General features: G+C 62.3%; 9 protein-coding genes. 6 read left to right on the top strand and 3 right to left on the bottom strand.

Translation table 11 applies throughout. The features are described 5' to 3' along the window. Window positions 1–200, bottom strand: a 200-nt coding sequence (locus KA184_20400) for a hypothetical protein (GenBank protein MBP8131947.1), incomplete at its 3' end; no start/stop codon positions are given. Window positions 201–469: 269 nt separating this feature from the next. On the opposite strand from KA184_20400, the gene KA184_20395 reads away from it, so the two are divergent. The 6 genes from KA184_20395 (at window position 470) to KA184_20370 (ending at window position 9,852) form a co-directional block, all read left to right on the top strand. Further along, entirely contained in the window at window positions 470–1,795 is a 1,326-nt protein-coding gene (locus tag KA184_20395; protein MBP8131946.1) for a Gfo/Idh/MocA family oxidoreductase, read from the top strand. Between the two features lie 15 nt (window positions 1,796–1,810). Next, a complete protein-coding gene (locus KA184_20390; GenBank protein MBP8131945.1) occupies window positions 1,811–4,330 on the top strand; it encodes a HEAT repeat domain-containing protein in 2,520 nt (839 codons plus the stop codon). Between the two features lie 456 nt (window positions 4,331–4,786). After that, entirely contained in the window at window positions 4,787–5,689 is a 903-nt protein-coding gene (locus KA184_20385; protein ID MBP8131944.1) for a DUF1559 domain-containing protein, read from the top strand. Window positions 5,690–6,300: 611 nt separating this feature from the next. Then, complete coding sequence (locus KA184_20380; protein MBP8131943.1) at window positions 6,301–7,302, top strand: DUF1559 domain-containing protein; 1,002 nt, start codon at window positions 6,301–6,303, stop codon at window positions 7,300–7,302. Window positions 7,303–8,023: 721 nt separating this feature from the next. Beyond that, entirely contained in the window at window positions 8,024–9,022 is a 999-nt protein-coding gene (locus tag KA184_20375; GenBank protein MBP8131942.1) for a prepilin-type N-terminal cleavage/methylation domain-containing protein, read from the top strand. A 227-nt stretch (window positions 9,023–9,249) separates the two neighbouring features. Next, window positions 9,250–9,852 (top strand): response regulator, encoded by a 603-nt coding sequence (locus KA184_20370; GenBank protein MBP8131941.1) that lies wholly within the window; start codon window positions 9,250–9,252, stop codon window positions 9,850–9,852. A 66-nt stretch (window positions 9,853–9,918) separates the two neighbouring features. On the opposite strand, the gene KA184_20365 is transcribed toward KA184_20370, so the two are convergent. Both KA184_20365 and KA184_20360 read right to left on the bottom strand, forming a co-directional pair. Then, window positions 9,919–11,061: a mandelate racemase/muconate lactonizing enzyme family protein gene (locus KA184_20365; protein ID MBP8131940.1), complete on the bottom strand. Its 1,143-nt coding sequence runs from the start codon at window positions 11,059–11,061 to the stop codon at window positions 9,919–9,921. 56 nt (window positions 11,062–11,117) lie between these two features. Continuing rightward, complete coding sequence (locus KA184_20360) at window positions 11,118–12,350, bottom strand: thiolase family protein (GenBank protein MBP8131939.1); 1,233 nt, start codon at window positions 12,348–12,350, stop codon at window positions 11,118–11,120. Window positions 12,351–12,450: the final 100 nt, after the last annotated feature.

The raw sequence follows: 12,450 nt of genomic DNA, 5'->3' as shown, positions 1-12,450 counted from the left end.
GGCAGCCGCAGATTGAACATGCGCAGGCCCGTTTCCTGCGCGGCGGGGGCCATGCCCTCGCCCTCAGGCCCCGCAAGGGCGGTTTGGGCGCAGAAGGCGACCAGAACCGCTGCCCCGTCCCGGAAAAAGGGAAAAGGGAACAGAAAACAGCATAATGGTGATAGTAATTGCCCCGTTTGGGCCAGACCCCGAATCCGCATCAGCCTATTCCCCAATCTAACACAATCCACCGTTATCACCGGCCCGCGTTTCGCCCACTGTTTCCCGATCCGCAGGACCTGATGTTGCTAGCAAAGCAGATACGGCGCGATTTGTCAAGGCCTGTCATTGCGCTTTTCATTGCGAAGCGAACACACAAACCGGGGGCAAGGACAGGATTTGAAGCTCGCGCCGAATTCCGGCAGGATAGAGGGATACCGGTTTTGTGCGGGGGTACGTGTCAATCATGACCTGAGAAGGAGTCGCGTACATGTCACGAGTATCTGGTCTAACGCGTCGTCAATTCCTGAGGAGAACCGCCGCGGCCGCCGCGGGTTCGGCGGCGTTTCCTTGCTTTCTCCCCGCGGCCGCGTGGGGCGGCGAGGCGCAGCCCGCTCCGAGCGAACGCATTGTCATGGGCTGCATCGGCGTCGGGGGCCAGGGCCGGGGCAACATGCGCGGCTTTCTGGGCATCCCGGAGGTGCAGATGGTCGCGGTGTGCGATGTGGACGCGGCGCATCGCGCGGAAGCGAAGGCGGAAGTCGAGGCCTTCTACGCCGAGCGCAAGCCGGACGGCGGCTACGCGGGCTGCGCGGAGTACAACGATTTCCGCGAGTTGCTCGCGCGCGACGATATCGACGCCGTCATGATCGCCACGCCGGACCATTGGCATGGGCTGGTCAGTATTGCCGCGGCGAAGGCGGGCAAGGACATGTATTGCGAGAAGCCGCTGGCGAACTCGATTACGGAGGGCCGCGCGGTCTTGAACGCGGTCTCGCAGTACCAGCGCGTATTCCAGACCGGCAGCCACGAGCGGTCCCGCGACAACGCCCGGTACGCCTGCGAACTGGTGCGCAACGGCCGCATCGGCAAGCTGCACACCATCGAGGTCAACCTGCCCATTGACAACCACGGCCCCATCGAGAACCAGCCGCCCATGCCGGTTCCGGACGGGTTCGACTACGACATGTGGCTCGGTCCCGCGCCGTGGGAGCCGTACACGGAGAAGCGCTGCCACTTTTATTTCCGTTACATCCTCGATTACAGCGGCGGCGAAGTAACGGACCGCGGCGCGCACATCATCGACCTGGCCCAACTCGGCAACGGCACCGACCACACGGGGCCGGTCGACGTGGCGGGCCACGGCGACTTCCCGAAGGACGGCTTTTTCAACACGGCCATGAATTTCAAGTTCGAGTTCAACTACGCGAACGGCGTGCACATGGTTTGCGAGTGCAAGCCGCCGCGCGGCGTCCGCTTCATCGGCGACGAAGGCTGGGTGTTCATCCACATCCATGGCGGCAACCTTGAATCCGAGCCGGCATCGCTGCTCCAGGAAGTCATCGGCCCTGACGAACTGCATCTCGGCCGCAGCCCGGGTCATCACAAGGACTTCATCAACGCGGTGAAGACGCGCGGCGTCACGATGGCCCCGCCCGAAGCCGGCCACCACACGGCGTGCATGTGCCACCTGGGCAACATCGCGATGCGGCTGGGCCGGCCCCTGCGCTGGGACCCGGACAACGAACATTTCATCAACGATTCCGAAGCTGACCGCATGTTGTGCGCCTCGATGCGCGCGCCCTGGCACATTTAAGAAGGAGCGGCACCCATGAAACGCTTTATGCTCTGCCTGATTGCAGCGGCCCTGTCTCTCTGCCCCGGCGTGGCGCGCGCGCAGGACGCGGCGGCACTCGACGCGGCCTTCAATGCGCTCAAGACCTACACTTTCGGCGAATCGCGCGAGGCGCTCTCGGCGATCGACGATGCCGTTGACGCTTCGTACGGCGACCCGGCGGCGCGCGCACAGCTCGAGAAGCGCCTCGCGGACGCCATACTCGCGAAATGCACGGACGACGCGGCGCGCTTCATCTGCCGCGAACTGGGCATCATCGGCGGCGAGCAGTGCGTACCCGCTCTGACCTCGCTACTGAATCATGAAACCCTCGCGGGCGCGGCCGTCGATGCGCTCGAGCGCAACCCGAGCGCAGCCGCGGGCCAGGCGTTGCGCGACGCGCTCGGCTCGGCAAGCACGCGGACCAGGATCGGCGCCATCAATGCCCTCGCCAACCGCCGCGACACCGAGGCGGTTAACGCGCTCGAGGGGCTTGCGGCCGACCCCGAAATGGGGTCCGCGGCGCTGCGCGCCCTCGCCTTGATTGGCGGCGGACACGCGGCGAATGTCATTCAACGCGCCGTTCAGGATGGTCCAGCGCATATGCGCGATGCCGCGGTGGACGCCAGCCTGTTGATGGCCGACGGACTGCTCAAGGCCGGGGACACGGCCGGCGCCGCCGCAATCTACCAGGTGTTCCTCGCCCCGGCCCAGTCCGGTCATGTGCGCGCGGCGGCTCTGCGCGGCATGGTCGCGTGCGAGCCCGCGAAGGCCCTGGACCAACTGCTCGGGGTATTCGAAAGCGGCGACCCGGTGCTCGAACGCGCCGCGGCCGGGCTGCTCCGGAGCCTGCCGGACGACGCAGACTTGAGCACGTTTGCACAGAAGTTGCCCGGCCTCGACGCAGCCGGGCAGTTGCTCCTGCTTCCGGCCTTGAGCGAACAAGAAGTGCCCATCGCGGCGGAAGTTTTCGCAAGACTCCTGTCAGGCGATGAATCCGTCATGTTTGCGGCGCTGAGCGCCGTTCCCGCATGCGGCGACTCGGCCTGCGTGCCCCTGTTGGTCCAAGCCGCCGCAACGGCAAAAGGCGAGACTAAACGCGCGGTGCGGGAATGCCTCAGCCGGATGCCCGGCGCGGAGGTCAACGCGGCACTCGTGGCCGCCGCAAAGGCGCAGGACATGGAACAGGCCGCCGAGGCCGTGCGCAGCCTGGGCGAACGCGGCGCCGGGGAGGCCAAGGCGGACCTGATGCAGCTGGCGCGGACAACTCCCGAGCCGGTCTGCTCGGAGGCGTGGCGCGCCTTGCGCACCACGGCGGGCGCGGAAGACGTGCCGGCGCTCGTCGCCATGCTCACGGCGCTGACCGAAGGGGACGCGCGAGCGAGCGCAGAGCGCACGGTTGCCGGCGCCGCCGCGCGCATCGCGGCGGTGGATGACCGCGCCGACGCCGCGATCATCGCGCTTGCCGCCACGCCGGGCGAGGACTCCCGCGCGTCGCTGCTGCGCGTGCTGGGCCAGATCGCCACGCCCGAGGCCCTCGACGCCCTCCGCACCGCCCTGGACAAGGAAAGCGACGCTTTACGGGCCGTCGTTGTCGAAGCGCTGGCCGCGTGGCCCGACTCCATGCCTGCCGACGACCTGTTGAAGATTGCGTCTGCGCCGAAGAACGACGTCGAGCGCGCGAAGGCTTTTGAAGGCTGTGTGCGCTTGATGCGCGCATCGAAAGACAAACCCGACGATGTCCGCGCGCAGGCTTTCCAGACTATTGCGGCGCTGGCACGCGACGATGCGGAGAAGAAACTCATCCTCGCCGCGTTGGGCGAATTGCCAACCGCCGTGTCCTTCGAGGTAATCGACGCCTATGCGCAGGAACCGGCTCTCGCCGCCGAGGCCACCCTCGCCGCGTTCAATGTCGCCAAGGCGATCTGGGGCGCCTACCCGCAGCTGGTCACGCCCCGGCTTGCGGCCTTCGCTGACAGCCAGGACGAGGAATTGCGCAAGCAGGCCAACGGCATTCTGCGGCTGATGAAGCGATGCGACGACTATATCACCGCGTGGCTGGTCTCCGGACCCCATGCGACCCCCGGCAAGAGCGCCCAGATGATATTCGACGAGACCGTCCCGCCCGCCGCGAACGACGCCAGTTGGCGCATCATGCCGATGGGGCTTAGCCCGGACGCGTTCGTCGCCGACTTGGGCCGCGCTTTCGGCGGGTCGGAATGCGTCGCCTTTCTGAGCACCTGCGTCAACGCGCCCGCAGCGTCGGCCGCTGTGCTCGAACTCGGCAGCAACGACGGCGTCAAAGTCTGGCTCAACGGCGAGCTCGTGCATGGTCAAAACGTGGGACGCGCGCTCACGCCGGGCGAAGACAAGGTCCCCGTGGAGCTCAAGGCCGGCTGGAACACCCTCACGGTCGCCGTGTTCCAGATGGGCGGCGACTGGGGCGCTTGCGCCCGCCTGCGTAACCCCGACGGCACGCCGGTCACGGGACTGAAAGCGGCCGTAACGCCCGAATAGTCCCCTTCGTCTGAACTCCATCGGGCGCATCCCGCGCAAACTCGGGATGCGCCCGTTTCCTTTATTGCCTTATGTGGAGTATTTTGTCCTCTTTTTCTCAATGGTTGTGCGCGGCCCCCGCGACCGGAATCGGCCTCCCAGTCATTCAAATTATGAAAAGAGAAAAACTGGGTTTATTGGAATTATAATTTTATAACAGTGTTTACGTTTTTATTATTTAAAGCATAGAAAATAATCGTGGCGAAAACAGGCGAAACGATGTATACTGTGAACAGATAATGGTTTGTTACTGTGAAGAGACGGGGGATGACAGGGATGAGTTGTAAAGGGAAACTTGGGTATGCAGTTGAGGCTGGGTGTTGAGAAGTCCGTTTCCGCAAACCACAGGCATGAAGCGAGACACGCCGTGTCGTTTCGGCCTGTAAACATTCAACCTGCATCACAGGAGGAATCATCATGCTAGGACGACGTGGTTTTACTCTCATTGAGCTGCTGGTCGTCATCGCGATCATCGGCATTCTGGCGGCCATCTTGCTGCCCGCGCTGGCACGCGCACGCGAGTCGGCGCGCCGCGCCAGCTGCCAGAACAACCTCAAGGAAATGGGGCTGGTCTGCAAGATGTACTCGAACGAAGACCCCGGCGAACGCTTCCCCACCATTCAGCGGTGGGAGAACGGAGACGGCGGTGCCTGTGAACGGCGCGGTTCGCCGGACTTCATTTTCGACGGGTTGTCTGTTTATCCCGAGTATTTGAATGACCCGTGGATCATGCTGTGCCCATCGGACCCCAACGCCATAACCAACACCCAGACCAACGGCGGCTGGTACGTCGACAGCGACGTCCAGCGCGCCCAAATCGACCCCTGCCGGTTCAACGCCGAATCCTACAACTATTTCTCATGGGCGATTCTGGACAGATTCTGGCTGCTGAATCCGACCAGGGTCAATGCCGAGAACTTTGCGCTGTTGTCGGATATCGACCCCGTTTTCCTCGCCTCTTTCTATGAGGCCGTGGATGACATGGATACCGAATGGCGGAACGGTTCGCCCCCCAGCGGCGACGCGTTTGACCAAGACCTGCCATGCACCCGCGGCACGGTTTACCGGTTGCGCGAAGGGATCGAGCGCTTTCTCATCACGGACATCAACAATCCGGCGCAACAGGCGCAGGCTCAGAGCACGGTCTTCGTCGTCATGGACGATATCCAGTATAAGGTCGAATTCATGAACCACGTGCCGGGTGGCGGAAATGTCCTCTATATGGACGGCCACGTGGACTTCATCCGTTACCCGGGTGATACGCCGTTCAGCCGGGGCTGGGCGGTGCTGCTGACCGAAGCCATGGACCTGATTCCGTAAGCGGTCCGGCAAACAGGAGAACCGGGGAGCACCGTTGGGTGCTCCCCTTGTTGTTTTCATGCAAATACCCACGCCCTGCTGGAGCTGGCCCGCGCAGTTCCGGCAATCTTGGACCGGATACGTTCAGGGGGCACGGCGCGCGCGAGGCATGAAGAGTCCCCCCCCGGTCAAATACCCGGTCAGGTGTCACGCATAACCTCGGGACGGCACTCTCGGCTCCAGGGGTCCTCAATTATGGGAATGTGGCTGCCATTCATCAAGTATGACGTACAAGGAACCTGTCGTGTTCCACGCGGCATTCGTGCGGGAAAAAACGATTGACAGCGGCGGTTTATCGTGCTATATTGTTGACATACCGGGAGCAGCAAGAGTGTCCGCCGTTGCTGCGATGCGGCGAGGCAAGGTGTGCAGGGGCTGCTTATTTCGAGAAGGCAAATCGGCTGTGCCCTTGGAAGCGTTGGTCGACACCAGGAAGAGTTTTTTTCCCGTACGGGACCATTGGGTTTCTGGTGACGCAGAGGTCAAGGAGACGGCCTTTTGTTGTGTTCCTTGTGGCATGTTATCGATAACGCAGATAAACGACAAAGAACCTTGAAGAGGAGTAGTAGGAAATGATGAAGAAAAAAGGATTTACGCTGATTGAGTTGTTGGTGGTAATTGCAATTATCGGCATTCTGGCCGCCATCCTGCTGCCGGCGCTGGCGCGCGCACGCGAGTCCGCCCGCCGCTCGAGCTGCCAGAATAATCTGAAGGAATGGGGTCTGGTCTTCAAGATGTACTCGAACGAGGATCCGGGCGAACGGATGCCGCCGCTGCAGACCTTGAAAGAGAATCCCTATGGCTCCGGCAGCTTCGAAGACGCCCTTGCGGCGGGCCCGAAGGTTGCCTGCATCTATCCCGAGTACTTGAACGACCCGTCGATCGGCGTGTGTCCGTCAGACGCCGTCGAAACGGTGGATTATTTCTACGATGAGACCACGGGCGACCCCATTCTGCACCTGAATCCGGAACGCGTCGACGCCAGTTACGCCTATCTGGGCTATACTTTGGACCGGATGGGCAAGTATCTGCCTGCCCCGCCGTTTTCGACATTCGCCGCCGTGCAGACTATCATCAGTGCGCTGGGAGGCGGCTCGGTTGACACTACGGTGCCGGTCGACTGGCAGCTGGGCGCCGCTGCAGAATCCCTGTTCCAGAAGGTGGGCGGCCTTTACACGCCGCTGATCAGCAGCGGAAGCGCCGCGCAGGCAGCCGCTCTCGAAGCCAAGATTGACGAGGACATCGAATTGCTGACTCAGTACGCCCAATACGGCAACGGCGGCGGCAAGACGATCTATCGTCTGCGCGAAGGCATCGAGCGTTTCCTGATCACCGACATCAATAACCCGGCCGCGACGGCCCAGGCGCAAAGCACCGTGTTCATCATGATGGACCAAGTGGCCAACACGGGCGCAATCGAGTTCTTCAACCACATTCCAGGCGGGTGCAATGTACTGTTCCTGGATGGCCACGTCGACTTCATCCGCTACATCAACAAGGATGAAGGCGCGACTGCGCCCGTCATGCCGTCGACAGCGTCAATTATCGGCGCCATCGCTGGCGTGAGCAGCTGAGTTCACAAATCCTGTTTTGACGTCCCCGGGTCCGGCCACGGGCCCGGGGATATTTTTGTCTACGGCCCGCGACCGCCCGTCACACCTCATCCAGTGCCGTATGAGCGTGGCCGCAAGTACGGGGATTGCCAGGAATTCCCCGTGATACAAAACCGGTCCTTTCAGAAGCCGCGACGGGAGGCCAGCAGCCCCCATGCCCGGCATGGCCCGCCTGCGAAACGGCGCCACGCGCACTGTATTACCCTTATACCGCATCTATATGCATGCCAATGTGGAATTCCGGATTCTCGGCGAAATACGCCCGCAATTGGCTTGTCATGCCGCACAACACGACAAAGAAGACCCGGGCGCACGAGGCTTCGACGCCGCCTGTTCCCAAGACTGCAGCGCACATTTGCTTTCCGTTCCAGATTAGGTTAGAATCCTTGCGGGGTGTATTGGCCGGGTAGATCAGTTGAAAACAGGCGCGGGTTCGATGTATAATATCTATAGAAAGCCGAAATCCTTGGCTTTCTTTCGGGGAAGACGGTGGTTAAGCAGGATGCGGGCAGCGCACGGATGCGTGTAATTCGTTGCAGGTCAGTAAACGGCGGTTTTGTAGGTCTTGGCACTCAGGGACATGGCCGACGGAACCGGGTCTGCATCGTGTTCGGCGAATACACTCATGGTGGGTGTGTTTTGTCTTAATTGGCTCTTATTAACCGGACTAAGGAGAACTGCAATGCGTAGGACCAAGGGTTTCACTCTGATCGAACTGCTGGTAGTGATCGCGATTATCGGTATCTTGGCCGCGATCCTGCTGCCGGCGCTGGCGCGCGCGCGCGAATCGGCTCGCCGCTCGAGCTGCCAGAACAACCTGAAGGAATGGGGCCTTGTATTCAAGATGTACTCGGGCGAAGACCCCGGCGAACGGTATCCCCATCTCCAGGTGACGGACACCAACGACCCGGACTTCCCAGGTGACGACGCGATTGACATCGCTGCCGGCCCGCAGGTCAATTCGATTTACCCCGAATACCTGAACGACCCGGCGATTGCAGTTTGCCCGTCGGACGCCGAGGAATCCATTGAAGACATGTTCAAAGACGATGGAACGCCGGAGTTTGTTGACAGCCCGGGCGACATCGACGCGAGCTATGCGTACATCGGCTGGACGCTGGACCGCATGAACGTTCCTGGCCTTCCCCCGCTGCCGGTCTCGGCGTTCACGAACGTCAACCTGCTCCTGAACTTCATCCCCGAAGCCGTGATCCCGCCGGACGCGTATGCGACGGCCCAGTTTGGCTATACGCTGAACGGCCTCCTGCCGAAGGTAGGCGAGTACGCGACCTCGAATCCGCTCGCCATCGCCCTGATGAAGGCCGCGGACGATGACGTGACGGTGCCCGTCGGTTATGGCAACGGCGGCGGCGAGACCATCTATCGGCTTCGCGAAGGCATCGAACGGTTCCTTATCACGGACATCAACAATCCGGCCGCGACGGCGCAAGCGCAGAGCACGGTGTGGATCATGATGGACCTGTTCGCGGGCTCAGGCGCGATTCAGTACTTCAACCACGTGCCGGGCGGCTGCAATGTGCTCTACCTGGACGGCCATGTGGACTGGATTCGCTACATTCCAAGTCCGACGAATAACCCGCCGACGGACACGCAGGCGACGGCGCCGGTTCTGCCGAGCATGGGCGCGCTGATCGGTGTAATTGCCGGGGCCAACTCCTGAGAACTTGACTGACAGACGTATTTGGGAAGGGCGTTCCTCGACTCGAGCAGGGTACGGGGAACGCCCTCTTCTTGCATCGCGCGGGCGCATCATACTGTTCTTGCTTTGCGCTTGGGATTATCCTCAGTTTGACAGCGGACAAGTGCCGGCGTATAGTGAGGCCGAATAAGCCGTATACCCCGAAAACGCGTATCCGCACCTAGCTCGGCTGGAGGCATGACGGCGATATGAAAAATCGTGTGTTCACGACGGGGGAAGTTGCGGCTATCTGCGGGGTGTCCGCGGATACGGTATCACGCTGGTTCGACTTGGGCCAGATTGATGGCTACCGCCTGGGCCCGGGCGGCGACCGCCGCATTCCCTATGAAAGCCTCCGCAAGTTCATGCTCAGCCACGGCATTCCTCTCGAACGTCTGGAGCAGGGCGAACGCCGCGTCCTCGTGGTGGACGACGACCCTTACTATCTGGACATTATTCCATCGGTCCTGACGAAGGAAGAGGACTACGAGGTGCTGACGGCGTCGACGGGCTTTGACGCGGGCGCCATGGTCGTCGAGCACAACCCGCAGTTGGTCATCCTGGACATCCACCTGAGCGACATGGACGGGCGCATGGTCTGTGAACGGGTCAAGAGCCGCGCGGAAACCCGCAACACGCGCATTCTCGGCATTTCCGGCTTTATCGAAGAAGATGAAATCCGCGATTTGGCCGACTATGGCTTCGACGATTTCCTCAAGAAGCCTTTCCCGCTGGAGGAACTGAGCGACCACGTCAAGCGTCTCTTCGAACTGCCAAACGCTCGACTCGCCCGCCCAAAGCGGACCCTGTAGCATCCATATTCTCGAATTCCCGGCCTTTCGCCGGGATTCTGGGGTGTCCGATGTGGGCTTTGAGGCTCACAGCTTCTTGGCGTAACGCTCCATTGCGTCCGGATTGAGCGTAATCCCCCATCCCGGCCCCTCGGGAACGCGTATCGCCCCGTTTTCGGCGAGAAACGGCGTGGACAGCATTGCATCGCGCACTTCCGGCGACCAGCTTTCCGGTTCCCAGGGGTATTCGAGCATCGGGCACTCGGACAAGCTCGCCGCAATGTGCAGGTTCACGGCAAAGCCGATGCCGTTCGTCCACGTGTGCGGCGAAAAGCTGCGGCCGCGCTGCAACGCGAGGCGGGCCACTTCCCGCGCCACGGACACGCCGCCCGCGAGCGTGGCATCCGGCTGATACACGTCCAGGCAGTCCTTTTCGAGCAGCACCTTGAACTCATGCAGCCCTTGGTTCATCTCGCCACCGGCAATAGGCACATCCACCGCCTGGCGCAACCGCGCCAGACCGTCGAAATCGAAGCGGTGCAAGGGTTCCTCAACCCAGTAAACGTCAAAGTCCTGTACGCCCCGGCAAAAACCCAGCGCCGCTTCGTAGTCCCATTTCACGCCCAGCGGCGACAGGGTCCAGCCCTGATTCGCGTCCACGAGGATACGCATGGTGTCGCCGGCGGCCTCGCGCACGGCGCGCACGGCCGCGATGTCATCGCGGTAGTCCCAATGGTGCGCGCGCAGCTTGATTGCTTTGAATCCGGCCTCGCGCGCGGCCAATGCGCGTTCCGGCGCCCGTTCGGCGGTAGCCAATTCGCCGGTGCTCGCGTAGAGTTCCAGTTCCGCCCGTTTACCGCCCCAGAGCTGACACAGGGGTTGCCCGGCCCGCTTGCCCACCAAGTCCCACAGGGCCGCTTCGACCAGCCACGGCCTGCCCCCGATCATGAATCCGTACAGGCGCACCACCTCTGCCAACAGGTCAACGTCATTGGGGTCCGCGCCGACCAGGAACTGGCCGATCGTGTCCTGCACGATGAATTTCAATACCCGCGCCTGTTCCTCACTGAACACCGACGCCGCGGCGACGCCTTCGAGGCCGTCGTCCGTGAGCAATTTCAGGATCAGGCAGCGGTTCGCCGTCTGTTCGTGCATGGGCACCCATGTTGGATGAAAGGGCCGCGCGAGTGGATGCTCGAAGAAGTAGGTCTCGATTCCCGTAATAGCCATGGGGATTACCTTTCCTGTGGATGATTGGTTTGTCCTGCGCGCGCGCCTGCAGGCCGCTATATCCGCTCCACAACCGCGGCAACGCCCAGACCGCCGCCGCCGCACAACGTCTGGATGCCGTACCGCCCTTTGATCCGGCGCAGGTGGCGGACCATCTCGCCGAAGTAGAGCACGCCCGACGCGCCGATGGGATGCCCCAGCGCGATTGCGCCGCCCGTGGGGTTCACGCGCGGGTCGTCGAAGGGGTACCCGAACGCATTCGCGAAGGCGAGGCACGGCGACGCGAACGCCTCGTTCGGCTCGATGATATCCATGTCCTCCATCGTTCTCCCACAGCGCGCAAGCGCCTTTTTCATGGCGGAGATCGGCGCCAGCAACATCGGCACGGGCTCGCCGCCCGCCACCGCCAGACCGATAATCCGCACCAGCGGTTCGAGTCCGAGCGCCTCGGCCTTGTCCGCGCTCATGAGCAACACCGTCGCGGCGCCGTCGACAATCTGAGAGGAATTCCCCGCCGTCACAAGCCCCCCCTCCTTGAACGGCGCCGGCAACCTGGCCAGGTCCTTCAGGAATCCGTCCGGGTCGTCCGCCGCTTTCGCGCGCAGAACCTCGTCGGCCTCGACGCGCCGTTTCTGACCTTCCCACTCGAATTCAAACGGGATGATGTTGTCGAACCAGCCGTTGCGCTGCGCTTGTACCGCATTGCGCATGCTGTGCATGCCGAAGGCGTCGAGTTGCTCGCGCGTGTGGCCTTCCGCTTCCGAGATCATCTCCGCGCACAGGCCCTGCGGCACGGTCATGCCCGTCTCACCTAACCGCGGCGAGAACCGCACCGGATAATTCGCGTCCATGGCCACCTGCACGTCGGAACCCATGCCGTAATGCGACATCAACTCGACGCCCGCGCACAACATCACGTCGCCGTTGCCGGTCTGAATGCTCTGCGCGCCGAACATGATGGATTTCAACCCCGCGTTGCAGAACTGATTCACCGTGCAGGCCGAAATTTCCCGCGGCAGCCCGGCCAGCAACGCCGCCACGCGTGCCAGATTCATCCCTTGTTCGCCGATCTGGCTCAAGCACCCGACGATGATGTCCTCGATGTCGTGCTCGTCGAATTTTGGACTCTTCGCTTTCACGCGGTCCACGAGCCCACGCAAGACCGCCGCCAAGAGGTCCTGCGACGAGGCCTGACACAACTGACCGTTCTTTTTCATTCCGTCGCGGCCCGATTTGCCCATCGCGCTGCGCACCGCGTCCACGACGACCACCTCGCGAAGTCCCGCCATGATCCTGCCTCCTTTTCGCTTCGGGTCCCCTTGGCTGCCCATGATTCCAACACGCATTCTACAGGATTATCGAGACAGTGGCCAGCCCGTTTCCCAGGTG

Source organism: Candidatus Hydrogenedentota bacterium (assembly GCA_018005585.1).
In the GTDB taxonomy this organism is placed as follows: Bacteria; Hydrogenedentota; Hydrogenedentia; order Hydrogenedentales; family JAGMZX01; genus JAGMZX01.
Note: the sequence above shows the minus strand (reverse complement) of the source record. Positions and strands in the feature narration are given on the sequence as shown.

Bases quoted from the DNA above. Each gene is read 5' to 3' on its own strand.
- KA184_20395 (MBP8131946.1), top strand. From the start codon at position 470: ATGTCACGAGTATCTGGTCTAACGCGTCGTCAATTCCTGAGGAGAACC.
- KA184_20390 (MBP8131945.1), top strand. From the start codon at position 1,811: ATGAAACGCTTTATGCTCTGCCTGATTGCAGCGGCCCTGTCTCTCTGC.
- KA184_20385 (MBP8131944.1), top strand. From the start codon at position 4,787: ATGCTAGGACGACGTGGTTTTACTCTCATTGAGCTGCTGGTCGTCATC.
- KA184_20380 (MBP8131943.1), top strand. From the start codon at position 6,301: ATGATGAAGAAAAAAGGATTTACGCTGATTGAGTTGTTGGTGGTAATT.
- KA184_20375 (MBP8131942.1), top strand. From the start codon at position 8,024: ATGCGTAGGACCAAGGGTTTCACTCTGATCGAACTGCTGGTAGTGATC.
- KA184_20370 (MBP8131941.1), top strand. From the start codon at position 9,250: ATGAAAAATCGTGTGTTCACGACGGGGGAAGTTGCGGCTATCTGCGGG.
- KA184_20365 (MBP8131940.1), bottom strand. From the start codon at position 11,061: ATGGCTATTACGGGAATCGAGACCTACTTCTTCGAGCATCCACTCGCG.
- KA184_20360 (MBP8131939.1), bottom strand. From the start codon at position 12,350: ATGGCGGGACTTCGCGAGGTGGTCGTCGTGGACGCGGTGCGCAGCGCG.